22 protein-coding genes and 1 pseudogene are annotated in these 23,297 nt (G+C 64.2%); 9 read left to right on the top strand and 14 right to left on the bottom strand.

Annotated features, from left to right (window positions below):
- Positions 1-562: 562 nt before the first annotated feature.
- The 5 genes and pseudogenes from QF038_RS00150 to QF038_RS00135 all read right to left on the bottom strand — a co-directional run bounded on the left by QF038_RS00150 (position 563) and on the right by QF038_RS00135 (position 4,150).
- Entirely contained in the window at positions 563-1,456 is an 894-nt protein-coding gene (locus QF038_RS00150) for an MFS transporter (protein WP_307607550.1), read from the bottom strand.
- A gap of 34 nt (positions 1,457-1,490) precedes the next feature.
- Positions 1,491-1,802 (bottom strand): annotated as a pseudogene (locus QF038_RS22255) (hypothetical protein); the annotation flags it as partial.
- 134 nt (positions 1,803-1,936) lie between these two features.
- Positions 1,937-2,659, bottom strand: coding sequence for a hypothetical protein (locus tag QF038_RS00145; protein WP_307607548.1), 723 nt, complete (start codon positions 2,657-2,659; stop codon positions 1,937-1,939).
- Between the two features lie 129 nt (positions 2,660-2,788).
- Positions 2,789-3,352, bottom strand: coding sequence for a TetR/AcrR family transcriptional regulator (locus QF038_RS00140; RefSeq protein ID WP_307607546.1), 564 nt, complete (start codon positions 3,350-3,352; stop codon positions 2,789-2,791).
- Between the two features lie 93 nt (positions 3,353-3,445).
- Positions 3,446-4,150, bottom strand: coding sequence for a type 1 glutamine amidotransferase domain-containing protein (locus QF038_RS00135; RefSeq protein WP_307607544.1), 705 nt, complete (start codon positions 4,148-4,150; stop codon positions 3,446-3,448).
- 124 nt (positions 4,151-4,274) lie between these two features.
- Between QF038_RS00135 and QF038_RS00130 the strand changes: the two genes are divergently transcribed.
- Positions 4,275-5,309, top strand: a complete 1,035-nt coding sequence (locus QF038_RS00130) for a nitronate monooxygenase (protein WP_307607542.1) — start codon at positions 4,275-4,277, stop codon at positions 5,307-5,309.
- Between the two features lie 152 nt (positions 5,310-5,461).
- Here the strand turns inward: QF038_RS00130 and QF038_RS00125 are convergent, their stop codons facing one another.
- Together QF038_RS00125 and QF038_RS00120 are read right to left on the bottom strand one after the other, a co-directional pair.
- A complete protein-coding gene (locus QF038_RS00125; protein WP_307613362.1) occupies positions 5,462-6,256 on the bottom strand; it encodes an MBL fold metallo-hydrolase in 795 nt (264 codons plus the stop codon).
- Between the two features lie 197 nt (positions 6,257-6,453).
- Positions 6,454-7,062: a TetR/AcrR family transcriptional regulator gene (locus QF038_RS00120; RefSeq protein ID WP_307607540.1), complete on the bottom strand. Its 609-nt coding sequence runs from the start codon at positions 7,060-7,062 to the stop codon at positions 6,454-6,456.
- 77 nt (positions 7,063-7,139) lie between these two features.
- On the opposite strand from QF038_RS00120, the gene QF038_RS00115 reads away from it, so the two are divergent.
- From QF038_RS00115 to QF038_RS00095, 5 genes are all read left to right on the top strand, one after another.
- The gene (locus QF038_RS00115) at positions 7,140-7,847 is read left to right on the top strand and encodes an SDR family NAD(P)-dependent oxidoreductase (RefSeq protein ID WP_307607538.1); all 708 of its coding nucleotides are present in this window, start codon (positions 7,140-7,142) and stop codon (positions 7,845-7,847) included.
- Positions 7,816-8,316: an SgcJ/EcaC family oxidoreductase gene (locus QF038_RS00110; protein WP_307607536.1), complete on the top strand. Its 501-nt coding sequence runs from the start codon at positions 7,816-7,818 to the stop codon at positions 8,314-8,316. The genes QF038_RS00115 and QF038_RS00110 overlap by 32 nt, the downstream gene beginning before the upstream one ends.
- 128 nt (positions 8,317-8,444) lie before the next feature.
- Positions 8,445-8,891 (top strand): VOC family protein, encoded by a 447-nt coding sequence (locus QF038_RS00105; protein ID WP_307607534.1) that lies wholly within the window; start codon positions 8,445-8,447, stop codon positions 8,889-8,891.
- A 183-nt stretch (positions 8,892-9,074) separates the two neighbouring features.
- Positions 9,075-10,154, top strand: a complete 1,080-nt coding sequence (locus QF038_RS00100) for an alpha/beta fold hydrolase (RefSeq protein ID WP_307607532.1) — start codon at positions 9,075-9,077, stop codon at positions 10,152-10,154.
- Between the two features lie 391 nt (positions 10,155-10,545).
- Positions 10,546-11,406 carry an alpha/beta fold hydrolase gene (locus QF038_RS00095; protein ID WP_307607530.1) on the top strand — a complete coding sequence of 287 codons (861 nt, stop codon included), beginning with the start codon at positions 10,546-10,548 and terminating at the stop codon, positions 11,404-11,406.
- A 758-nt stretch (positions 11,407-12,164) separates the two neighbouring features.
- Here QF038_RS00095 and QF038_RS00090 read toward each other — a convergent pair.
- Genes QF038_RS00090 through QF038_RS00060 form a run of 7 tightly spaced genes read right to left on the bottom strand, consistent with a single transcriptional unit; the run spans position 12,165 to position 18,604 of the window.
- The gene (locus tag QF038_RS00090) at positions 12,165-12,323 is read right to left on the bottom strand and encodes a hypothetical protein (protein WP_307607527.1); all 159 of its coding nucleotides are present in this window, start codon (positions 12,321-12,323) and stop codon (positions 12,165-12,167) included.
- Positions 12,320-13,696: an NtaA/DmoA family FMN-dependent monooxygenase gene (locus QF038_RS00085; RefSeq protein ID WP_307607525.1), complete on the bottom strand. Its 1,377-nt coding sequence runs from the start codon at positions 13,694-13,696 to the stop codon at positions 12,320-12,322. Before QF038_RS00085 ends, QF038_RS00090 begins: the two co-directional genes overlap by 4 nt.
- A 10-nt stretch (positions 13,697-13,706) precedes the next feature.
- On the bottom strand, positions 13,707-14,786 hold the full coding sequence (locus tag QF038_RS00080) for an LLM class flavin-dependent oxidoreductase (protein ID WP_307607523.1): 1,080 nt from the start codon (positions 14,784-14,786) through the stop codon (positions 13,707-13,709).
- The gene (locus tag QF038_RS00075; RefSeq protein ID WP_307607521.1) at positions 14,783-15,616 is read right to left on the bottom strand and encodes a DUF1684 domain-containing protein; all 834 of its coding nucleotides are present in this window, start codon (positions 15,614-15,616) and stop codon (positions 14,783-14,785) included. The genes QF038_RS00080 and QF038_RS00075 overlap by 4 nt, the downstream gene beginning before the upstream one ends.
- A complete protein-coding gene (locus tag QF038_RS00070; RefSeq protein WP_307607518.1) occupies positions 15,613-16,668 on the bottom strand; it encodes a transporter substrate-binding domain-containing protein in 1,056 nt (351 codons plus the stop codon). The genes QF038_RS00075 and QF038_RS00070 overlap by 4 nt, the downstream gene beginning before the upstream one ends.
- An 11-nt stretch (positions 16,669-16,679) precedes the next feature.
- A complete protein-coding gene (locus tag QF038_RS00065) occupies positions 16,680-17,507 on the bottom strand; it encodes an amino acid ABC transporter ATP-binding protein (protein WP_307607516.1) in 828 nt (275 codons plus the stop codon).
- Positions 17,504-18,604: an amino acid ABC transporter permease gene (locus QF038_RS00060; protein WP_307607514.1), complete on the bottom strand. Its 1,101-nt coding sequence runs from the start codon at positions 18,602-18,604 to the stop codon at positions 17,504-17,506. The genes QF038_RS00065 and QF038_RS00060 overlap by 4 nt, the downstream gene beginning before the upstream one ends.
- Before the next feature lie 265 nt (positions 18,605-18,869).
- Here QF038_RS00060 and QF038_RS00055 point away from each other — a divergent pair, with 265 nt between their 5' ends.
- The 3 genes from QF038_RS00055 (at position 18,870) to QF038_RS00045 (ending at position 23,276) form a co-directional block, all read left to right on the top strand.
- The gene (locus QF038_RS00055) at positions 18,870-20,858 is read left to right on the top strand and encodes an FAD/NAD(P)-binding domain-containing protein (RefSeq protein WP_307607512.1); all 1,989 of its coding nucleotides are present in this window, start codon (positions 18,870-18,872) and stop codon (positions 20,856-20,858) included.
- 150 nt (positions 20,859-21,008) lie between these two features.
- Positions 21,009-21,479 carry a GNAT family N-acetyltransferase gene (locus tag QF038_RS00050; RefSeq protein ID WP_307613361.1) on the top strand — a complete coding sequence of 157 codons (471 nt, stop codon included), beginning with the start codon at positions 21,009-21,011 and terminating at the stop codon, positions 21,477-21,479.
- Positions 21,480-21,527: 48 nt separating this feature from the next.
- Positions 21,528-23,276, top strand: coding sequence for a helicase HerA-like domain-containing protein (locus QF038_RS00045; protein ID WP_307607509.1), 1,749 nt, complete (start codon positions 21,528-21,530; stop codon positions 23,274-23,276).
- The last annotated feature ends 21 nt before the right edge of the window (positions 23,277-23,297 follow it).

The following is a 23,297-nucleotide window of genomic DNA, read 5'->3' as shown; positions in this document are numbered from 1 at the left end:
CTCTTCTGTCGGTCTAACTGTTCGGGGACGTTTGGCTGCTGGTTGTCGCGGTGTTCTCCGCGTCTGCCACCGCCGAAGCCTGCCCCGGTCGCTTACCTGTTACGGGGCCTGGCCGTAGTCTTCTGTCGTGCAGGGTCCATGACTGCGCTGTATGCCGTCTCATGGGATCTGCCTTCTGCAGGCGTAGGAACAGCAAGGGTTAAACCGGATGCGAGGGAACGCGTACTTGCCCCTCGCGATGCCGTTGAGCCAGCGCAGGCTGCGATTATTGCTGCAGATAGGGCTGTAAGAAGCGCGGTACGAATCGATTTTGAGGTCATGATCTTGCTCCTGCAGGGAAGTACTGGGTCCCCCGGGGTGGTCGGGCTATTTCTTGGCAGGCCCCCTTATGTGCAAGGGAGCTGGGTAGCGCGCGGGGTTGTGTACGGATACGTTCCGGGGGGACTGCGGTTCTCTGTGGCAGCCAAGCCGCGGGAGTGGGAAGCGTGAGCCTGAGCTGAGGTTGTCGATGGGACAGCCTTCCCGGGTCCGCTCGGCGGGTCAGGGGCAGCTGGGAGGCGGTCTATTGCCCGTCCTTGCCGCGCATGACTAACTGCTTGTACAGGCTGATGAGTCCCAGAACAGCAGTTACTGCCGTATAGGCGATAACAACATTGAGCAGACCCAGGGGTGCGGCGAGCAGGCCGACCAGCACCACGGGGACGCTGAAGGCGAGATAGGCGACAACATAGATGGCTGCAACGCTGGCGCTCCTCTGTTCTGGAGCGGTCAGCGGGATGATGAGTCGCAGTGCCCCGGCGAATGTTGCTCCAAATCCGATGCCGCCGACGAACTGTCCTGCCATCATGAGGATGATGCTGTCCGCGAGGACGCCGGCCAAGATGCCGGCGGTACCGATGATGCCGGTGGTGATTCCAATGATGGTTCCCTTTCGGGGGCCCACGCGGATGAAGGCAAGGCCGACGGCGGCCGACGTGGCTGGCCCGATGAAGCTGGTGATCCCATTCAGGAGACCGCTGTCGAGCTGGAAGACGTTTCGCACAAGGGTGGGGGCCAGACCCAGGGACAGCCCTGCGAGCATCCATATCGCCGCAATGCCTGGGGCCGCGGCCATGAATTCCGGCCGCGCCGCGGGCGGAACAATAACGCGGGGCACGAGGGAGCGCAGTGCTCCTGCTCGGCGGTTCCCGCTCTCAGGTGAGGCGGCAACTATCACGCCGCCAAAGAGCGTGATGACGCCCAGGATGACGAATACCAGGCTGTTTGGTTGGGGGATATATTCGATGGCCAGCCCGGCGAGCAGGGCGCCAACTGCCAGGCCGCTGGTTACTCCCACACTGCCCAGGATCGTTGCCAGCTTCTTCCTGTTGGCAGGCGCGAGCTCGACAAGGGCAGCGGTGAACGCGGTGGTGGCGGCGCCGGTTGCGATCCCCTGAACTTGCCCGGGCAGCGACAATCCACCCGATATGGGCGGCTGTGAGGAACATGATCACGGATACCAGTTGCAGGCCGAGCGCTGCAAGCAGAACGGGTCGGCGACCCACGTGATCAGAAAGTGAACCAACCGTAAGGGAGGCTGCCAGGAAGCCCCCGGCGTAGACCGCGAACGCGAGAGTCAGCGTGGGTGCGGGGAAGTCCCATTGCTTCTGATAGAGCGCCAGCAGGGGTGTCGGTGCTCCGGCGGCCACATACAAGCTGATGAAGGTGATGGCGATGCCTGTGAAAGCAACCCCGCCTGGGAGCGTGCGGCCGGTGCGCCCCGCCGGCGTTCCCTGGTGGGGTAGGTACTGCGTTGTGGACATGGGGACTTCCTTAAGGGGACCGAATAACCGAGAAATGCGTGCTGAGAATCGTGCGGGGGCCTGATGCGCGGGTGTCAGACCCGCACATCAACCCCGTTCCCGAAAGCGGTAATGCAGCCCGGGCTGTTCTGGAGTCAGAAGATGGCAGTGTTGCTCAGCTCAAGCGAGATAGGTGTCCATGAAAGATCGGGTGTGCCGTCCTCATTTCGGATGTGGATATTCCGCCGCGTGGGAATCTCCAGGCCGGCAACGTTCGTATGCTCCATGACGTAGTGCGCAATAGGGGTATGACCGTTGACCGCTGGTTGGTAATCCACTCGACGCAGGCGGAAAGATTCGTCGAAGTAGTAGAGCTGGCTTCCGCTGTGGGTATCGATCGAGGCAGGGAAGTCAACCTGCAGAACCCTCCAGGTCTCTCCGCTCTCATTCCAGGGGGATGTTTCGTGCGTCCGCACTCCGGGCCAGATGAAGATGTATGGCTCAACAAGGTAGTGCCATGTGGCGTAGCTGCGGAAGTACGCTGCCTGTGCAGCGGACCACTGGGCTTCCGGGCCGTAGCCGGCCAATGAAGCCCGCGGACGATCCAAAGCATGAAGCAGGTTACCGTTTGCCGCCGAGACCGTGACCCTGTCCTGCTCGCGGCTGTATTCCACAGCACGTCCGCTTGCGGCGTTGGTGCTCAGAATCCGCTGCTGCTGGAGGTCAGCCTCGACGATCTCGACCCCGGCGAATTCCGGCCGACCCTTATAGCCCCAAAAGGGGCCGCTATAGGCGATTTCTGCTTTGAGTCCGTTAAGGTCGGCCCACTTATCGAGTCCGCCATTCGCCTCAAGGACAGAGCTAAGCAACGAATTCACGAAGATCCGTTCCCCTTTCTTGGTGAGTCCGGAGAGGCATGAACGCCCCGACTAGTACATTTATGGATTGTAGCGAGACGACCGGTCTACTCGTCAGTCGCGTGAAGGTAGGCTGCGGCCTACCTTTGATTAGTTGAGTATGTCCCGGAAGACTGTCTCGAAAAACACGTTGAGCGGTTCCCGGGATCCGGACACCTTCGCCCTGGCCAAAGAGCCTTCCAAGCCGGAAATGACAAAGGATGCCAGGCCTGCCGCGTCCGCCTTGTTCTCGATCTCGCCGGCGTTCTGTGCTTCTGCGATTGCCTGGGCGAGATGTCCGGTCCAGGACTGCAGGGCGCTTTCGACGGCCGCCGAGACCCGGGTGCTCTGGGAGGGCATTTCGGTTGAGAAGTTGCCCAACAGGCAGCCGCGGGTGAAGTCAGCGACTTCTGCCATGCTGACCAGATGCTGGAGGTGCTGGCGGATGCGCCGAAGGGCGGATCCGCCAGCACCGTCAAGGAGTTCGACGCGTGTGATCTTCCGGTACGTTTCGACCGCCTCAAGGGCGAGGTCTTCCTTGCTGCTGAAGAAGTGGTAGAAGGAGCCCTTGGGGACGCCCGCAGCCCGCGTGATGTCCAGGACGCCTGTGGCACTGTATCCATTGGCATGGAACAGCCCCAATGCTTCCTTGACGATGCGTTCTTTGGTGTTCATTTCAGGCTCCTCCTTCAGTCAGTAAGTAAAATATTAGACCGGTCGGCTAGTAGGGTCAAGTGGTAGCACGGGATCAGTGGTCGGAACGCAGGCTCAGGCGTTAGCCAGTTGGATGACGGCCTTGGCTGCTTCTTCGGCCGAGGCGGGGTTCTGGCCCGTCACCAGGTTTCCGTCGACAACGACGAAAGAGCCCCATACCGGACCGGATTCGAAGATGGCGCCGCCCTCACGCAGCCGGGTCTCCAGGAGCCAGGGTGCCTTGTCGGCGAAGCCGGCCTGCGACTCCTCCTCGTCAAGGAACGCGGTCACCCGGCGGCCGTTGAACAGCCACTTCCCGTCGCGGGTAGCGGGGAGGAAGCTGGCAGGTCCGTGGCAGAGGGAGGCGACCACCTTTGTCGGGTCATCCAGTGTTGCTTCGTAGATGCGTGCGATGTCGGCGTTGACGGCAAGATCCTGCATGGGGCCGTGACCGCCAGGTACGAACACGATGTCATAGTCGGCCGGATTGATGCTTTCCAGGGCGACGGCGCCTGCAAGGTTGCCTTGTGCCCCGTCCAGATAGCTCCGGTATTCGGCGATCTTCTGGAGGTCGCCGCCATTCATTTCCGGCGCCAAGCTAAGCTCGTCGGCCACGGGAACGACGCCGCCGGGCGTGGCAATGGTGACATCGAATCCTTCCGTGCGGAAGATGTGGTCGGGCACCGTAAACTCTTCGGCCCAGAACCCCGTGGGGTGCTGCGTTCCATCCTTCAGCTCCCACGTAGTGGCTCCTGTGAGGACCATCAAAACCTTTTTCATGTTGCACTTCCTTTGTAGACGAACGGTCTACTATTTATAAGCTTCGAGCTTTAGAATGTCAACAGGCAGATTTTTCCCGCCGCTAAACTCACATCCCATCCTGCCTGAAGTGGAGCACGCCACGATGAACGCTTCATCACCGAAGTCCCGGTTCAATCCCGGCGCCCTAGCGCTGCCCGTGTTTCAAGCCCCCATGGCGGGGGGTCCGTCGACACCCTCCCTGGCAGCAGCCGTAAGCTCTCAAGGAGGGCTGGGTTTTTTGGCTGCCGGTTATAAAAGTGCTGGAACGATGCGGACTGAGATCGAGGCGGTCCGCCAGCTCACGGATTCTCCCGTGGGTGTGAACCTCTTCGTACCGCAACCTTCGGCCGCCGACGTGGAAGCCCTGCAGAAGTACGCAGCCTCTCTTACCCCGTATGCGGAGCGATTCGGGGTCGCACTCGGAGAACCCAAGCACGACGATGACGACTGGGAAAACAAGCTTGATGTGCTGCTGGAACTGGCGCCGGCAGTCGTTTCCTTCACCTTCGACCTACCGCCCGCGGGCATCGTCTCGGACCTGCAGCAAAAAGGGGTGTACGTGCTCAGCACAGTCACTTCCCACGGGGAGGCTGTTCAGGCGCTTGGTGCAGGCGTGGATGCACTCTGTGTGCAGGGTCCGGAGGCTGGAGGGCACCGTGGAACATTCGACCCGGTTGCTCCGGCCCCGACGCGCCCGCTGCTTGAGCTGCTGGAAGAGGTTTCCGATCTGGGTACTACGGTCATCGCGGCGGGAGGCATCGTCACCGGCGACCAAGCCCGGGCCGCTCTTTCACGTGGCGCCATGGCCGTTCAGGCTGGAACCGCATTCCTCTGCGCCGACGAAGCAGGCACCAGGCCTGTCCATCGCAAAGCACTGAGTTCCCAACATTTCAACACGACCGCTGTCACTAAAGCATTCTCGGGACGGTACGCCCGAGGCCTCTACAACGAATTCATGCGGCAGTATGACAGCACTGCCCCCTTCGGTTACCCCGAGATTCACCACCTGACCAGTCCCCTCCGTGCCGCTGCTGCAGCGAGCGAAAGCCCCGAGTGGATCAACCTATGGGCAGGAACCGGCTTCAGGCAGGTAATCAACGGACCTGTCAGCTCTATCCTGGCGCGGCTCCAGCCCTGATCAGCTCGTCGGATTGGGGAGTGTTTCGCTACTTTCTTTGCCGGGCTGTGCGCCGCGCCCAGAACCAGAGGGCGGCCTTACCCGCGAAAGGGCCAGCCCCAGCAAGGTCGTACCTCGGCAGGGGATCGGCCTCATCTACACGTCGGCGGGCGTCAGCGGTGAAGCTGTACCCAATTCCCGTGTTCGGCAACATGCAGTAATGAAGAGAGCCCTGCCTCATAAAAGGCGAGTTCAATGTCAGCAAGACCTTCAGAGAAATGTGCCCACCCGTCATAGTGAGCAGGGACCACGATTTTCGCGCCGAGAACGGCTGCCGCAGCGGCTGCCCCTTTACTGTCCAGGGATAGGGGCCGGCCGTCGAACTTGGCAGGAACACGAGCGGCTCCTGCAAACAGTATGGCGACATCAATACCATTGATAACGCGTGAAATTTCGGCAACGGTCCGTATTGAAGCGTTGTCGCCGCTTATGTAGATGGTGGGTAGTCCCTGACCTGACAGCACAAACCCGCTGGTTTCACAATTGATGTGCCCGTCGCCATCACGCTCACCGTCTTCAGGTCCGTGGACGGCAGGGACTGCCATGATGGTCAGCCCGCCGTGCCCATCCCCGCGAGGAAGGGTGTAGCTGGACCAGGGCGAAAGGCCGACCACTGGGGGCCCAAGCCTCTGTGCACTCAGGGCGCCGGACAGAATGAGGGGTACCGTCAGGGCGAAAGCCCGGCCTCGTACGTCAAGATTGTCGGGATGCGCATCGTGACTGATCAGTACGAGGTCAACGGACCCTAGGTCGGTCTCACTTGCGGCAGGTTCCGCAGTTTTGACGAGGTACCCATGGGGACCGGCTTCGTCGAATGTTGGGTCGGCGAGGATGCGCAGGCCTCCGACGTCGATGAGTGTTGTCGGGCCACCGAGAACTGTTGCTGCACAGTCCCGCCTCGTGCCCATTGCGTTAGCCATGTGCCCAGCCCGTCCTGTGCGCGTGGAAAACTTGATGTAGGAAAGCGAATATACAGTCCTATAAAAGTTCCCGTACCCACATGAACTGACCGCACGGGAACAACCTGACGAACTCCGTCCGCGCACTAATGTCGCCCGGCGTCTGTGACCAGGGCCACGGGCCCGTCATTCGGGTCATGGACTGGCTAAAGTGCCGCGAAATTTTCCCTGCCGAGCAGGTTCATGCTGTTCTGCCACAGTTGATCCAGCTGCCCCGGATCATTGAACAGCTTGGCAAAAAGCACCAGGCCCTCAATCTGCGCAACCATGGATTTTGCTGTCGCCCGGGGGTCTGCCAACGTAAACTCCCCGCCGGTCATGCCTGCCCGAAGCACGGCTTCCACGAGGTCTATTTGCTCGTGGAAGATCTCTTGGAGCCGGACGCGGGCCTGATCGTCCTGGGAGCTGATTTCCAGTGCAAGGTTGCCGAAGAGGCAGCCCGTCACAGCTCCGTTTCCTTTTAGCGCCTCTCTCTGCATCTCAGCGGTGGCGAAGAAGAGAGCACGCAGCCGTTCAACAACCGTTCCTGACCCGGCCAGGATGCGGACCCACTGGCTGCGCTGCCAGTTCCAGTGTTCATTGACGACTTCCAGCACGAGGCTCTGCTTCGATGCAAAGAAATAGTAGAAGCTTCCTTTCGGCACACCGGCCGCCGCGCAGATTTCGGCGACGCCGATAGAGCTGTATGCCCGTTGCCTGAATAGCTCGGCTCCCGCCTCGAGAATCCGTTGTCTAGCGTCTGATTTACGTCCCATGGTTGCAATTATACGACCAGTCATCTATAAAAGAGATGGCTGCAATAGTAGACCGACCATCTAGTAGAGGATTTGCAATGGAAGCTCGTAAAGTCGCCGTCATCACCGGGGCCTCGCAGGGCATCGGAGCAGGACTGGTTTCTGCGTTCCGAGGCATTGGCTACTCAGTAGTCGCTAATTCACGCTCAATCAGAGCGTCTGAGCATTCTGAGGTCGTCACTGTCGCCGGTGACATTTCCGACTCAGCAGTGGCCGAGGAGGTAATCGCCACGGCCCTTGACAGGTTCGGCCGGATTGACACGCTCGTGAACAACGCTGGCATCTTCATCGCCAAGCCGTTCACAGAGTACACGCGGGAGGACTACGACAATGTTCTTCAGGTTAATCTTGGGGGCTTCTTTCACGTCACGCAGAAGGCAATCGGGCAGATGGTCGAGCAGGGGAACGGCCATGTGGTGAACGTAACCACCACGCTCGTTGAGTACGCAAACTCCAGCCTCCCATCGGCTCTAGCCTCGCTGACCAAGGGAGGACTTTCCTCGGTAACGAAATCCCTTGCCGTCGAATTCGGTGGCCGCGGAGTCCGAGTGAACGCTGTTTCCCCTGGAATCATTGGAACTCCCATGCACCCGGAAGAGACGCGTGAAACGCTCGCAAGCCTCCACCCTGTTGGACGCATGGGAACGGTTGAGGACGTCACCCGAGGGGTCCTCTACCTCGAGCAGGCGCCCTTCGTCACCGGCGAGTTCCTGCATGTCGACGGCGGACAAAGTGCTGGCCATTGAGGTGGCTGCCGGGCGGCGCAGGCTTTACCAGCTGTCCCGACTTCGGCCAAGCGCGAAAGGAGATGACCGGACCATGATTTCCCTAGACAGTACAGGCCAGCTTGCCGTCCTGACCGAAGCCCTGAATGGGTGGGCAGACGGGATTCGCAGACATCAACCGGAACGAGTTGCCTCCCATTTCACTCCGGACGCACTATTTCAAGGCTTCGACAAGAAGCACACAATCGGCAGGCCCGGCATCGTCACGTACTACGACAAGCAGCCCGTGGGCGTCAGCCCGGAGTTTCAAGTCATGGAATACCGGCAGCTTGCGGACGATGCCCTCATCGCTTATGTCGATGTCGACTTCATTCGCCCTAATGGCGTCGTCGTTCCAGTACACCTAACGGTTGTCCTGCAGAACGTTGAAGGGCTGTGGTTGATAAGCCACTACCACGTTTCGAAAATCGACCTAGCAACTACCGCCTGACCGCAGGGATCAGACAACCGATGGGTTGGGGATAAGGCCGTTGCCGGAACAAGGACACATTCTCCTCCGGCTGGAACCCATCAGCTCAAATCGCACCACCCCACACACAAACCCAGTAAGGAACTGAAATGGATTACAAGCTCGAACTCATCATTCTGCCCGTCTCTGATGTGGAGCGCGCCAAGGCGTTCTACGACAAGCTTGACTGGCGGCTCGACGTCGACATTAAGGGTGAGGACGGCTTCCGCGCCGTGCACTACACCCCGACCGGATCCGCCGCGTCCATCATCATCAGCAACGGCCTCACCGACGCCGCCCCCGGCTCCACACGGGGCACCTACCTGGTCGTCGACGACGTCGAAGCGGCCCGCGCCGACATCGCCGCCCGCGGCATCGAGATCACCGAGGTCTTCCACGAGGCCGAGGGCGGCATCCCCAGCGTCAAGACCGACGGACGTACCCCGGGCCTTGCCCCCGAGCGCGCCAGCTACTTCTCCTTCGCGATCTTCCAAGACCCCGACGGCAACGAGTTCATCCTCCAGGAAATCACCACCCGGTTCCCCGGACGCGTCTAAGCCCCGCCCGGCGGGGGCCACGGCCGGTTCCACCCCGTAGCCCCACCCATCGATGCCGCGCACCGGGTCATCCCCGCCTGGCATCGGCTCCACACTCCTCGGCGCATCACCCCGTCAGGCAGCGAACCATCCTGCCGTCAACCATCCATCCAGTTCAAATTAGTCCCACGAAAGGGGACCTCCATGCACAACCCCTCACCCCAGCCGGATCACAAGGATCTGCCCGCATCCACGTCACGACGCACACGGCGCAGATGGATCGGTGCCGTCGCATCGGTTGCTGCCGCGCTTGTGGTCGGCACGGTCACCACCGCCGCCTCGGCGCCGAATGCTGATTCCAAAACCGAAAGCTGGGTGACCAACGGGCCGAAGGTACCCGCGGACTTCAGCAACACCTTCAAGAGCACCTTCGTCGAGGCCAATGGCATCCGTCAGCACGCGGTCGTCGGCGGCGAGGGTCCGGCGGTGCTGCTGATCCACGGCTGGCCAGAGGATTCCTATGCCTGGCGCTCCGTCATGCAGCCCCTCGCTGAGAACCACACCGTCATCGCCGTCGACCAGCGCGGAATAGGGCTGACCGAAAAGCCCGCGGACGGCTACGACACGGCCACGCTGGCCGATGACCTCGCCGCGCTGATGACCGAGCTCGGCCATGAGAAGTTCTCCGTGATCGGTCACGACACCGGGTACTTTATCGGCTACGCACTGGCCGCAGACCACCGCGACCGGGTTGAGCGCTTTGCCGGAGTCGAAGTCCCCGGCCCGCCCGGCATCACCCCGGACGGCCCGCCACTGTTCCTGGACGAGGCAGGCAACAACCGGCTGTGGCACATCCCCTTCAACCGGGTCGATGATGAGCTGATCGTCAACATGGTCGCGAGCAACGCGGACGCGTTCTACCGCTACGAGTACCAGATCCAAGGCGGCGGGTACACACCACCGGAGCATGCGATCAAGTACTACGTCAAGCAGTACAACCATGACAAGGACACCCTGCGCGCCAGCTTCGAGCTCTACCGCGAGTGGGACACCCTGACGGCGCAGAACGCTGAACGTGCCAAAACCCCGCTCACCATCCCTGTGATCGGAATCGGTGGGGCCGATAGCTGGGGCACCTACCCTGCAGACGGCATCAGGGCCGCCGCCCCCCAGGTGCAGACCGCCGTCATCCCCGGAGCCGGTCACTGGGTCGCCGAACAGGCACCCGAGGAACTGGTCAAGGTGCTGCGTCCCTTCCTGGCCTCCACCGGGAGCGCCGGGTAGTCATCGCCCCCCCACAGCGGGCACCAGCGAGGTCCAACACCGCCATGTTCGGACCTCGTTGGTGCCGAAGCGCTAAATATCGCGCCGCAGCTCACCCGTAGTACTGAACCGCTCGTGGGCACTGAAAGAACCTAGCACGTCCTTGACGATCCGTCCTGCCCGGATGGGTTTCATCTATGCCCTCCACAGCGTCGCTTCTACCGAACGCCCGCTGTGCCAGCGCCGGACCAGGCAGCCTCAATAGTCCAGTCCGCATCACGACACCGACAGGCAGCAAGGCCGCCTCCCAGACGAAACGGAGACATGCGTCAGGGACAGCTGCCCGTTTCGCTTCGCCTGCCGACCTTGATCTGACCAAACCACTCCACGCTCACACGAACGGAAACCCACCATGACGTCGAACTCAAGCATCACCACCGCCAAAACGCTGATCGTCCACGCAGAAAACGATGTAACCTACGCCTACCGCATCCTTGGGGCCTCCAAGGGGGAGGTTCCTCTCGTTCTCCTCCAGCACTTTCGGGGAAACCTGGATAACTGGGACCCGGCGCTTGTCGATGCCCTCGCCCGTGAGCGCGAAGTAATCGTGTTCAATAACACGGGCGTGGCCTCCAGTACCGGCACAATCCCGGACACGGTCGAGACAATGTCCGACGATGCCGCCGCGTTCCTCACCGCCCTGGGTCTTGCGAAGGTGGACCTTTTCGGGTTCTCACTCGGTGGTTTCATCGCGCAGCATCTTGCCCTCACCAAGCCTGAGATCGTGCGCCGGCTCATCCTGGCCGGCACCGGACCAAAGGGCGGCCCCGGCATGGCCCATTGGTCCGAGGATGTCGTGTCCCACCTCGTAACCCCGGACGCCCCGGGCGCCGAGGACATCCTCGCAGTCTTCTACGCACCAACCGGCGAGAGCCAGATGGCGGGAGGGGCCGCCCTTGGCCGGATCTTCACCCGAAGCGAAGGCCGCGACATCGACGTCAGTACCGGGACGAAGGACAGCCAGTACTACGGAGCGGTCCTGTCCTGGGGCCGACCGGACTGGGACGCGGTGCAGGCTTTAACAAGGATTCAGCAGCCCACGCTGATCCTGCAGGGCGACAACGATGTGATGATCCCCACTGCCGCAAGCCACCTGATGGCAGGCCTCATTCCTGGTGCTCGAATCCGGATCTTCCCCAACGCCTCCCACGGGTCAATCTTCCAGTACGCGCCAGAAGCGGCCGCAGAAACCCTCTCGTTCCTCGCATCCTGAGTAGCACCGAGAAGGCGCTGCCGTAGGGCGTAACGCTTTTCACTGCGGCTGCATCACTGAATTTTCACAAGAGATTAGGACAGAACGATCGATATCAAAGGGAAAGAACCAGATGAGTGATACATGGTTCACCGTTGAGGACAGCGAAGGCAGGATATTCTCCGTGGACGAGGTAAGGGTCTCCTTTAGGAAAGATCCGCGAGTCGGAAGAGTGTGGACTATGTCGCGTGTCCAGCTGGCCGACCTTCAAAGCGCAATCGAGGCCTACCAAGCGATGAACTGAGTGGGGACCGCCGGCAGGCCTGGAAAGCTCGATGACTACTTCTAAGCGCAGACGCTACTGTGGCGGGAGCTTCACGCTCCCAGCACCTGGCTTATGTTCCAAGCTCCCTATGGGTAGCAAGTGGATAAGGGCGTCCTCAGGGACCTGAAGACTGCTACCCGGGACGTACTGGGCGTGCATATTCAGTTTGAAACTAGTCGTGCATTGACCAGCGCTGCGGGCCGGGCTGCTCAAAGTCTTGGCGAACACGGCCCTTGTGTAGCCGCATTCGTTAAAGCCGGAGAACCTTGCTCCCGGGTGGGCGCTCGTCCAGTTGGGGCACACCCCAGCCTGACGTCAGGCAGAGGATCAAACATCGTCAGAATAGGGTCCATTGCAGCTACTCTGGACGCCTTCTGTGGGTGTCCTAGATTTGAAACTTACACCCTTCCGGACAGCAGAACCTGATGCCCCACGCCGCCGGCCAAGCCCGGACTTACAGCCGCTGCTCCCCCAGCGTCAGCTGCAACCTCACGGCCCCCGCAAAAGGTTCGACGGCGGCACCCACCTCAGTGCCGCCGTCGGACGTTCCAAGGCAGCGGCGCAAGGTGAGCGCCCAGCGCCCCAGCCACCCGCCCAAGCGGCCCGCGCTCATGACGCCCGGACCGCCTCAGCTGCTTCATCGGCGGAACGCACCGGCGTTTCCAGCCCAAGGTTCTCGCGGAGAGTCTTCCCGGCGTACTCCGTCGGATAGACCCCGCGTTCCTGCAGTTCCGGCACCAGGTGGTTCACGATGTCGTCCAGGCCGGTGGGAATCAGCCACGGCGAGATGTTGAACCCGTCCACTGCGCCCACCCGGGCATACTCGGCCAGCTGGTCCGCCACCGCCGTGTACGAACCGGTGAAGGTGGCGTCCACGCGCGCTGTCCGGGACGTGACGAACTGGCGGATGGAGAGGCCCTTGTCCTTGGCCTCGGCCCGCCACTGGTCCGCCAGTTGCCGCGCCTTCGCACCGTGGAAGCCGCTGCCGCGCGTCTCGGAAGTCTCCTCCACCACGGGGTCGATCTCCGGCAGCGGCCCGTCCGGATCGTATTCGGACAGCTCGCGGCCCCAGAACTGCTCCAGGTACGCCACGGCCTGCTGCGGCCCGATCTGCAGGCTCCGCACCCACTCCTTCTTCTCCAAAGCCTCCTCGGCAGTGGGCGCGAGGATGAACTCGCTGGCCGGCATGATCTGCACCGCGTTGGCCCCGCGCCCGGCAGCCAGCGAACGCTCCACGAGGTCCTTGCGGAACTCAATGGCGTCGTCGAACTTGGGGTGGGCGGAGAAGATGACGTCCGCCTGGCGGGCGGCAAAGTTGCGGCCTTCCGGGGAATCGCCGGCCTGGAAGAGCACGGGCCGGTACTGCGCGCTGCGCGGCAGGCGCGGCGTCACGTCCACCGTGTAATGCTGCCCTTCGTGCAGTACGCGGCGTGCGGGCCCCTCGGCGGTTTCCCAGGACTCCCAGATCAGCTTGGCCGTCTCCACGAACGCCTCGGCGTGCTTGTAGCGGTCGGCATGGTCCAGGTATCCACCGCGCCGGAAGTTCGCACCGGTCCAGGCGTTGTCCGTGGTCACGATGTTCCACGCCGCGCGGCCGCCGGAGATCAGGTCAAGGGACGCGAGCCGGTGCGCCAGGTCAGCGGGATCGTTGTACGTGGTGTTCTGGGTGGCAACCAGCCCGATGTTCTTCGTCACCGACGCGAGGGCGGCCAGCATAGTCTGGGCGTCCGGCCGGCCCACCACATCCAGCGCGTGCGGGCGGCCCAGGTGTTCACGCAGCCGGAGCCCCTCACCCAGGAAGAAGGCGGCGAACAACCCGCGCTCGGCGGTCTGCGCGATGCGGCGGAATGATTCGAAGTCAGTCTGCGAGCCCGATTCCGGTGCCTTCCAGATGGTGCCGGAGTTCACGCCCTGGAAGAAGATACCGAACTGGATCCTGCCCGACGGCGTAAAGACCTCGGATTTAGCACGGTTGTGCGGTGTCATGGTTTCTCCCTTACTGTCCAGCGCCGGCGGCGGCGGTTGCGTAGCGGCTGGCCTCGCGGGTCAGGCCCAGCAGGTCACGGAAAGTGCCGTCCTGCACCGGCGCGCGGAGCACCGCCCGGCGTCGAAGCTCCGGCAGCACCAGCCGGGAAAGTTCGTCCAGCTCCAAGGCGAGCGACGCCGGATGGAGACGGACACCGTCGGCCTCCTTGAGCAGCTCCGCGAGGAGGTCCACGAGGCCTGCAGCATTGCCGGCGTACCGGGCGCGACCGCCGTCGAACCCGCCGTCGGATCCGGCCACCCGCTCAGCCGCGGCCTGCCCGCGCGAGTCCAGCACGACGTCGAGCTCAGCAACAACAGCAACCGACTCCCCCAGCCGTTCCCGGACATCGCGCACCTCGGCGGCGAGCAGTTCAGGCGTCGGCGCGGTGACGAGCACGGCGTCCACGGCGTCTACCGGGATCTGGCCCGGGCCCACCAGCGAGGCAGCGGCAAGCACCGGCAGCTGTCCCTGCAGCGGCCTCGGGATGATGGACGGGCCCTTGACCGAGTAAGCCGGCCCGGCGAAGTCAGCCGGAGTTTCAAAGTCAACGTAATGCAGCTTGTCCACGTCAATGTACCGGCCCGTGGTGACGTCCCGGATCACGGCGTCGTCCTCCCAGGAGTCCCACAGCCGGCGGGACACCTCAATGGACGCGGCGGCTTCCTGCCCCAGGGCGGCACCGGCAACAAAAGACCGTCCGACGGCGGCAGCCGCCTTGGGCGATTCCGCTGCAGTGGCAATCCACCCGGCGCGGCCCCCGGAGACGTAGTCGAGGCTCGCGAGCTGGGTGGAGACGTGGAACGGTTCGGTGTAGACAGTATCCACTTCCGGGACCAGGGCGATGCTGCGCGTCACCGGTCCGGCGAAAGCCGCCCGCTGCAGGGCATTGGTGCGGCCCGGAACCTGCGCGTCGGTGAACGTGGCTGCGTGGAACCCGGCCGATTCCGCGGCAAGGACCGCTTCCCTCAGGCTCCCGAAGTCCCCGCCGTCCCACCCGGCTCCGTCGAGTTCGATGGCGAGGAATCCCGTCCGCCCTGTTGAAGTGCTCACTGCTGGTCCTGACGTTCGTAGGGAATCTTTTCGCCCGCTTCGATGGCCACCGGCAGCCGGTTTTCTGCCGGCGGCAGGGGGCACGTGGCCAGGTCCGTGTAGGCGCAGGGCAGGTTGACGGCCCGGTTGAAGTCGAGCACCACGGACCCGTCCGCAGCTGGCACCACGGACAGCGAACGGTTGGCCGCATAGGTGGTTTTGCCGGACGTCTGGTCCGTAAACAGAACGGACAGAGATCCGGGCGCGTGGCCATTGAACGCGGTCAGCGCCAGCTCCTGGCCGGCCAGCTTGAAGCGGATCTCACCCGGCGCCTCATAGACATGCTGGATGCCTTCGACGGCGGCTCCCACCGTGGTGGAGCGCGGCGCATCGAACGGCACGTAGGTTCCCCGGACAGCGTAGGCAGCATCCGGCGAGTAGGCCGGCGTGCCCTGGTACTCCCGCAGCAGCCCGTGCTCCGGGTTGCGCGGCCGCACAATGTACTCGCCGCCGCGCTTGGCCACCTCAATGACGGTGTCGCCGGAGACCAGGTTGATCCCGCCGCGCTCCTCGATGGGGCCAAATTCGAGCGCTGCCCCGGCTTCCGCGTTCAGCTCCTTGCCGTCCTGCAGGGTTTCGCCCGCTTCCAGGACAACGCGGACGACGTCGGCCTCCACACTCCAGGTGCCGGGGACACCTTCCAGCCGGGCGGCTTCGCTGCCCAGCCAGTGCAGGTGGGTCACCGCCAGGAAGCCGTGCGGGTGGGCGCGCTGGCTTTCGTGGGCAGCATGCCATTCCTGCCAGTCGGCGTCGAAGGATTCGAGGGCGGTTTCAGCGTGCAGTGCGTTCATGATGCCTTTCCTGAAGGAGCCGCGGTGGGCGTGGCCTGGGCGGCCGCGAAGCTTTCCTCGGTGATGGTCTTGGACTCCGGCAGCGCCTCTTCGGACAACCCCCAGCGCTCCAGCACCTTGGCGTAGGAGCCGTCGTCGATCGCGGAGTTGAGGGCTTCGGTGACGACCGGTGCCAGGCCGTTGCCCCGCAGGGTGGTGGCGGCCACCAGGGTTTCGGACGGCCAGCCGGCGTTGACCTTGCCCACCACTTTCAGGTCGTCGCGGGTGTTTTCCCGGTAGACGGTGGACGGGTAGGGCGCGATGTTCAGGTCGGTGCGGCCGGAGGACAGCGCCAGGATGGTGTCAGCGTCGGAGGAGTAGTACTGCAGGGTGGCCGGCGCCTTGCCCTTGCCTTCCAGCTCCTTGTTCCAGGCCAGCAGGATCTTCTCCTGGTTGGTCCCGGACCCCACGGACACCTTCAGCCCGGAGATGTCATCGGCGCCCTTGATGTCGTAGCTGGCAGACGTCTTGGCCTCAAAGCCCATAAACGCCGCGCGGTAGCTGGCGAAGTCGAACAGCTTCACCCGGTCCTTGTTCACGCCCACATTGGAGAACACCGCCTCGAAGTCACCCGACTGAGTCTTCAGCGGCCAGTTCTCCCACGACGTCACCTGGACATCCAGCTCCAGGCCCAGCTTGTCCGCCACCAGCTGCGCGATGTCCAGCTCCGAGCCGATCGGCGTCTTGTCATCAGTGGCGTGGAAGGACAGCGGGATGGAGCCCGCCGTGGTGGCAACGGTCAGCTTGCCGTCCTTGCCGATCAGTTCCGGAACCTTGGCGGCGAGCGCCGCGTCCCTCTCCGCACGGATGCGCTGCTGGTCCGGCGAGGTGTTGTACACGACGCCGTTGCGTGCCGCCGTCGCCTGGGCTCCTCCGGTGGAGGTACCGGCAGCCGTTGCGCCGGGGTCAGCGCAGGCTGACAGGCCAGCCGCGGCCAGAAGGACGACGGCGGGCAGCGCCGCCAGTGAGCGCGTGCGGCGGGGGCCGCGGGAAGGGCCGGTGGGAAATGCCATGGGGGAATCCTTTAGATGTTGAAGGCCGGTTCGAGCACTTTGGAGAAGAAGCTCCGGGTGCGCGGTTCCTGTGGGTTGGTGAAAATCTGCTCCGGGGTGCCCTGTTCCACGATCTGCCCCTGGTCCATAAACACCACGGTGTCCGCCACGTCGCGGGCGAAGCCCATCTCGTGGGTAACGATGATCAGGGTGGTGCCGGACTTTGCGAGTTCGCGGATGACGTCCAGCACTTCGTTGACCAGCTCCGGGTCCAGGGCCGAGGTGGGCTCATCGAACAGCAGGATCTTGGGGTCAAGTGCGAGCGCGCGGGCTATGGCCACCCGCTGCTGCTGCCCGCCGGAAAGCTGGCGCGGATAGGCGTCCGCACGGTCCTTGAGACCCACCCGGTCCAGGAGTTCCAGGCCGCGGCGCCGTGCCTCGTCTTTTGAGCGTCCTTGTGCGACGACGGGGGCTTCGGCCACGTTTTCCAGCGCGGTCAGGTGCGGGAACAGGTTGAAATTCTGGAACACCATCCCGATTTCGGTGCGCTGCCTGAGGATCTCCTTTTCACGCAGCTCGTGCAGCTTCTGGCCCCGGACTTCGTAGCCCACCAGCTTGCCGTCAATGGAGATGTAGCCGCCGTCCACCTTTTCCAGGTGGTTGATGGTGCGGAGCAGGGTGGACTTGCCCGATCCCGAGGGGCCCACGATGACAGCTACGCCGCCGGGCTCGACGGTGAGGCTGACGCCCTTGAGCACCTCGGTGGCACCGAAGGATTTGTGGACCTTGGTGATTTCCACCAGGCCGCGGGTGGCAGCAGACTTTCCCGGCGCGTCGCCAGTTGCGGTTGCGGTGCTCATCGCGCGTTCCTTGCGTTGTTGGCCACGGCGTGGGTGGCGAAGAATTTGCGGGCCTTCTGGAGCGGGGTCAGCGGCAGGTTCCGCACCGCGCCCTTGGAGTAGTGCCGTTCGATGTAGTACTGGAAGACGCTCAGCACGGACGTGATCACCACGTACCAGAGCGTGGCCACGAGCAGCAGCGGCAGGACCTGCTGCGTGCGGTTGTAGATGACCTGGACTGTGTAGAACAGTTCGGAGTAGGCCAGGACGTACACGATGGAGGTGCCCTTGACCAGGCCGATGATCTCGTTGAACGCGGTGGGCAGGATGGCCCGCATGGCCTGCGGCAGGACAATCCGGGTGGACCTCCGCCAGGCCGGGATGCCCAGCGCGGCAGCCGCTTCAAGCTGGCCCTGGTCCACCGAGAGGATGCCGCCGCGGATGATCTCGGCGGAGTAGGCTGCCTGGTTCAGGGTCAGGCCCAGCACTGCTGCCGCAAACTGGCTGATCAGTGTGGTGGTCTGCACTTCGAAGAAGCGGACGTCCGTGAACGGGATGCCCAGGGAGATCTTTTCGTACAGGTAGCCCAGGTTGTACCAGAGGAGCATCTGGACCAGCAGCGGCGTGGACCGGAAGATCCAGGAGAACGTCCAGGACACGGATACCAGCAGCGGCGACGCGGAGAGCCGCATCAGCGCCAGGACGAACCCCAGCACGAAGCCGAGGATCCCTGAGATCGCAGTCAGCTTCAGGGTCTCCAACAAACCGGCGATGACGGACTGGGCTGTGAACCACTGCGCCACAACACCCCATTCCCAGCGGGGATTCGCGGCAAGGGACCAGGCGACGGCCAGGACGCCGAGGGCCACAAATGCCGTGCCCACCCAGCGCCACGGATGCTTTGCGGCCACCACTCGGAAAGCTGAATAATCCGTGGCAACCCGCCTAGTTCCGTCCTTCGGCGGGGCCCCGCCCGGGCCGGAAGAGGCTGTCCCCGCTGGGGCCTCGAAACTAACGCCGCCGGCAGCAGGCCCGCCAGCGTCGGCGTCCGGTGCCGCGCCGGCAGCCGACTGTGCTGACGTTGTTGACTGCGCCGCGGTAGTTGCTGCTGAACTCATGCGCCACCTCGCTTCTGTGGTTTGGGCCGGGACTGTTTGACCCGGTTGCTGGCTGCAAATCTAGGACCGGCCGGAATGGGGCAGCAAGGCGGAAGGTTGCATAACTTCACCGGAGTTCGCACAGCGTCATGAGTCGGTTTTTTGCGCCTGTTGACGGGACATGACGCGGAGTTAACGGCCATGACCAGCCGCTCGACCGCCGTCGGAACCGCTGCCTAGCATGGGCACTCCAAGCCGCCCCCTACCGCCGCTACCAGGAGCACCCATGCCAGCGAACATCCCGGCCGTCGTCTTCGTCGGCGGCGGACCCCGCACGGCCGGAGTCCTGGAGCGGCTCGCTGCCAACCGTCCAGAGCTCTTTAGCGGACCGCTGGAAATCCACGTTGTTGAGCCGCACGTACCGGGCTCCGGCCGCATCTGGCGCTACGACCAGCACCCGGGCCTCCTGCTCAATTCAATGGCGGCGGACATCACCATGTTCACCGATGCCTCCGTTGCCTGCGAGGGCCCGGCCAGCCAAGGACCGAACCTGGCCGAATGGGCGGCAGGCGTGGTGGACAGGTCCATCACGGACGTTCCGGACTTCCCGCGCAACCTGCGCGAACAGCTCCGTTCACTCACTGGCGCCACCTTCCCAACCCGCCAGCTGCAAAGCCAGTACCTGGAGTGGTTCTTCCGCCGCGCAGCCCGGTCACTCGGACGCAATGTCACCGTGCACCGGACCACGGCGGTAGCCGTGCACCCCGCAGACAAGGCAGCTTCCACGGCCGATCCCGCCGGAGATCACACCGCCTACCTCGTGGAGCTGGCCAACGGCCGGACCCTGCGGGCCGACGTCGTGGTCACCGCCCTGGGGCATACGGACTCGCATCCGGACGCCGTCTCTGCCGCCTGGGCCGGCTTCGCCGCGCGCCACGGCGGGTACCACGCGGCACCCAGCTACACCACCGACGTCGACTACTCCCCCATCGCTCCGGGCCAGGACGTCATTGTTGCCGGCATGGGCCTGGCCTTCGTTGACCTGCTGGTCCTCCTGATGGAGGGGCGCGGAGGCCGGTTCGTTGAAACGGACGACGGCGGGCTTCGCTACCTTCCCTCGGGCCGGGAACCACGGCTGTGGGCCGGGTCGCGCCGGGGAGTGCCGTACCACTCGAAGATTTCGGCAACGCTGCGGGGCGAGGCGCCGGGGCCGCTGCGGTTCTTCACCGCGCCCGCCGTCGAGGCGCTGCTGGCCCGGCACGGGGAACTGGATTTCCGCCGGGACCTGTGGCCGCTGATCGCCAAGGAGGCGGGATACGGCTACTACCGCGAGCTGCTGACCGGCAGCCCCGAACGGGCAGTCATGGGCTGGGACGAGTTCGCCGCCCGGTACTCGGAACTGGACTGGTACAGCCCCGCGCGGGAGGAACTCGTGGCCGCAGCCGTTCCGGACGCAGGCCTCCACCTTGACCTCGAACGGCTGGACCGGCCCTTCAGCGGCCGCCGCTTCGCCGACCACCAGGAGGTGCAGGATGCGGTGGTTGGGTACATCGAGCACGATCTTGCCCTCCGGGACAGCCCCGACCACCCCGAGACCCTGGCCCTTTTCCTGGCCCTGCTCCACGTTTACATGGAAGTGGGCCGCGTGGTCCCGCCCGAGCGCCTCAACGCCAGGTCTCAGCAGACCGTCCACGGCTGGTGGCACGGGTTCTTCAGCTTTGTGGACTCCGGCCCGCCGCCGCACCGCCTGCGCCAGATGCTGGCACTGCACCGTGCCGGGCTGCTGCACTTCCTCGGCCTCGACCTCGAGGTGGCCACGGACGAATCCACGGGGCTGTTCCACGCCGGCTCGCCTCGCTCCGGGACCTCAGTGGCGGCGAAGGCCCTGATCGAAGCCAGGCTGCCCTCGCCCACGGTAGCGCGGTCCCGTAATCCGCTGCTGGAGTCCCTGCACAAGACGGGCCTGGGCGCCGAGCAGCAGCTGCTGACGGCGGACGGGATCCATTCCACCGGCAAGCTCCTGATCTCGGCCGGGCACCAGCTCGTCAACGCCGAAGGGGCGCCGCAACCCGGACTGTTCGGCGTCGGTCCGGGCACGTCGGGCTGGGGCGCGGGAGCATTTGCCCGCCCCGGCACCAATGCCGCACCGTTCCGCGAGAATGATGCCCTGGCCCGCAGCATCCTTGCCGTTGCCCGTGGCGTCGCCGCACGCTGCTCCGCCACGGAAAACTCCGCCACACTGTCCACAGAACCAGCCGCCGTCGGAAAGAATTGAACCGTGACCGCAGAACCTGACCTCAGGCGCCACCCCCTGGACACCGGGCACCAGCTGATTGAAGCTGTCCGCCCGCCGCTCGGCACGGGCCCCCTGGATGCGTCTCCCCGGCCGGTCGATCCGGCCGCGCTGACGGTCCTTAGCCTCCCCATGCACGATCCCCGGGTCCGGCCGCTGCTGGACGAGCTCGCCGTCGAGTACGACACCCGCTATGGCGACCTGTTCGGCCGGGAGGGAGCAGCAGAGGAACTGAACCGGTATCCCGCCGAAGAGTTCTCGGGGCCAGACGGGGCATTGCTGGTGATCCAGGAGAATGGCGAATCCATCGCCGGCGGGGCCTTCCGCCGGTACGATGACGCCACCGCAGAGCTGAAGCGGATTTGGACCCACTCGGCCCACCGCCGCCGGGGCCTGGCCCGGGTAGTGCTGGCCGAGCTGGAAGCTTTGGCGGCCCGCCGAGGGTACACCAGGCTCTACCTCACCACCGGACCGCGCCAGCCTGAAGCCAAGTATCTGTACCTGGCCACCGGCTATGAGCCACAGTTCGACCTGGATGCCGACCCCGAGACGATCAAGTTCCTCGCCTTCACCAAGGATCTTTCCGGACACCCGCAGAACTGACTGTGGTCCCGCCCACACGTTGCGTGGAGCCGCGGCTAAGCTAACCGCATGGCCAACAAAAGCACAGCAGAGAAGCTCGCCACCATTCAGAAGGGCTACACGCTGGAGGGGGCCGCGATCGAACTGGGCGCCGCCATCGTGGACGGCGAACTCCACAAGGAGGCGCAGGTCCGCCTGCCGCTGTCCATGATGAACCGGCACGGCCTGGTGGCCGGCGCAACCGGCACCGGCAAGACCGTCACCTTGCACATGATGGCCGAACAGTTGTCCATGGCCGGCGTTCCGGTCTTCCTCGCGGACATCAAGGGCGACCTGTCCGGGCTGGCGACGGCCGCCGTCGGCAGCGACAAACTCAAGGCCCGCACGGAAAGCATCGGGCAGGCGTGGCAGGGCAGGACCTACCCGGTGGAATTCCTGGCGCTGGGCGGGGACGGCAACGGCATTCCGGTCCGGGCAACCGTGTCCTCGTTCGGGCCCATCCTGCTCTCGCGCATCATGGAGCTGAATGACACCCAGGAATCAAGCCTGCAGCTGGTGTTCTATTTTGCGGACAAAAACGGCCTGGAACTGATTGACCTGAAGGACCTCCGCGCGGTCATCCAGTTCCTGACCTCGGATGAAGGCAAGGACCAGCTGGAAGAGCTCGGCGGCCTGTCCAAGGCCACCGCGGGGGTGATCCTGCGCGAACTGGTGAACCTCGAGGCCCAGGGGCTGGAAAAATTCTTTGGCGAACCCGAGTTCGATACCGCCGAGCTGCTGCGCACCGCCCCGGACGGCCGCGGCGTGGTCACCTGCCTGGAACTGCCCACCCTGCAGACCAAACCCATGCTGTTCTCCACCTTCCTGATGTGGCTGCTCGCCGACCTCTTTGAGGACCTGCCCGAGGCGGGCGACCTGGACAAACCCAAGCTGGTGTTCTTCCTCGACGAAGCCCACCTGCTGTTCAACGGTGCCTCCAAGGCGTTCCTCGAGGCGATCACCACCACTGTCCGGCTCATCCGGTCCAAGGGCGTGGGGATCTTCTTTGTCACCCAGACGCCCAAGGACGTTCCCGCTGATGTCCTCGGCCAGCTGGCCAACCGGGTGCAGCACGCCCTCCGCGCGTTCACCCCGGAGGACGCCAAAGCACTCAAGGCGACGGTCTCCACGTTCCCGGTGAGCGACTACGACCTCGAAGAGACGCTCACCTCTGCCGGAATTGGCGAAGCCGTCATCACCGTCATGAACGAGAAGGGCGCTCCCACCCCCGTGGCCCTCACCAGGCTGCGCGCCCCCGAATCCCTGATGGGGCCCAGCGGGGAGGGCCTGGTTCGCAGCACGGTGGCCGGTTCGGCCCTGCTGGGCAAATACGGTACGTCCGTGGATAACCCCTCTGCCTATGAGAAGCTCACCGGAAAGGCCGCGGCTCCCACCGGGCCTGCAGCTCCCGGCCAGCCGCCGGTTCCCGGTTCGGGCGCTCCCGACGGCGGTGTTCCTGATTTCGGTGCGGGCGGCAGCCTGGACGTTGATGCCGAGGCCCGGCGCATTGAGGAGGAGATCCTTGGCCGTCCCAGCAGCAGGCCGGTACCTTCCAACAGGACCAGTGCACCCCGCACCCGAAACGAGGCACCGCGCGCCCCACGGCCGCCGTCACCGTCCCAGGACGTGGGCGGCGGAATGATGGGCGACCTTGGCGGTGTCCTCGGCGGAGCGCTCGGGGGCGGGCTGAAGAGCATGGCCAGGTCCATCGGAACGCAGCTGGGACGCGAGCTGCTCCGTGGTGTTTTCGGCACATCGTCCCGGCGCCGCCGCCGCTGAGAGGTACCGCGCGCAGCTGAC

The sequence above is a fragment of the Pseudarthrobacter sp. W1I19 genome, assembly GCF_030817835.1.
GTDB lineage: Bacteria > Actinomycetota > Actinomycetes > Actinomycetales > Micrococcaceae > Arthrobacter.
The sequence above is the reverse complement of the archived record's forward strand: the minus strand, read 5'-3'. Positions and strand labels throughout refer to the sequence as shown.

Bases quoted from the DNA above. Each gene is read 5' to 3' on its own strand.
- QF038_RS00130 (WP_307607542.1), top strand. From the start codon at position 4,275: ATGAACGCTTCATCACCGAAGTCCCGGTTCAATCCCGGCGCCCTAGCG.
- QF038_RS00125 (WP_307613362.1), bottom strand. From the start codon at position 6,256: ATGGGCACGAGGCGGGACTGTGCAGCAACAGTTCTCGGTGGCCCGACA.
- QF038_RS00060 (WP_307607514.1), bottom strand. From the start codon at position 18,604: ATGAGTTCAGCAGCAACTACCGCGGCGCAGTCAACAACGTCAGCACAG.
- QF038_RS00090 (WP_307607527.1), bottom strand. From the start codon at position 12,323: ATGAGCGCGGGCCGCTTGGGCGGGTGGCTGGGGCGCTGGGCGCTCACC.
- QF038_RS00105 (WP_307607534.1), top strand. From the start codon at position 8,445: ATGGATTACAAGCTCGAACTCATCATTCTGCCCGTCTCTGATGTGGAG.
- QF038_RS00075 (WP_307607521.1), bottom strand. From the start codon at position 15,616: ATGAACGCACTGCACGCTGAAACCGCCCTCGAATCCTTCGACGCCGAC.
- QF038_RS00045 (WP_307607509.1), top strand. From the start codon at position 21,528: ATGGCCAACAAAAGCACAGCAGAGAAGCTCGCCACCATTCAGAAGGGC.
- QF038_RS00140 (WP_307607546.1), bottom strand. From the start codon at position 3,352: ATGAACACCAAAGAACGCATCGTCAAGGAAGCATTGGGGCTGTTCCAT.
- QF038_RS00070 (WP_307607518.1), bottom strand. From the start codon at position 16,668: ATGGCATTTCCCACCGGCCCTTCCCGCGGCCCCCGCCGCACGCGCTCA.
- QF038_RS00065 (WP_307607516.1), bottom strand. From the start codon at position 17,507: ATGAGCACCGCAACCGCAACTGGCGACGCGCCGGGAAAGTCTGCTGCC.
- QF038_RS00135 (WP_307607544.1), bottom strand. From the start codon at position 4,150: ATGAAAAAGGTTTTGATGGTCCTCACAGGAGCCACTACGTGGGAGCTG.
- QF038_RS00110 (WP_307607536.1), top strand. From the start codon at position 7,816: ATGTCGACGGCGGACAAAGTGCTGGCCATTGAGGTGGCTGCCGGGCGG.
- QF038_RS00115 (WP_307607538.1), top strand. From the start codon at position 7,140: ATGGAAGCTCGTAAAGTCGCCGTCATCACCGGGGCCTCGCAGGGCATC.
- QF038_RS00120 (WP_307607540.1), bottom strand. From the start codon at position 7,062: ATGGGACGTAAATCAGACGCTAGACAACGGATTCTCGAGGCGGGAGCC.
- QF038_RS00095 (WP_307607530.1), top strand. From the start codon at position 10,546: ATGACGTCGAACTCAAGCATCACCACCGCCAAAACGCTGATCGTCCAC.
- QF038_RS00100 (WP_307607532.1), top strand. From the start codon at position 9,075: ATGCACAACCCCTCACCCCAGCCGGATCACAAGGATCTGCCCGCATCC.
- QF038_RS00085 (WP_307607525.1), bottom strand. From the start codon at position 13,696: ATGACACCGCACAACCGTGCTAAATCCGAGGTCTTTACGCCGTCGGGC.
- QF038_RS00055 (WP_307607512.1), top strand. From the start codon at position 18,870: ATGCCAGCGAACATCCCGGCCGTCGTCTTCGTCGGCGGCGGACCCCGC.
- QF038_RS00050 (WP_307613361.1), top strand. From the start codon at position 21,009: ATGCACGATCCCCGGGTCCGGCCGCTGCTGGACGAGCTCGCCGTCGAG.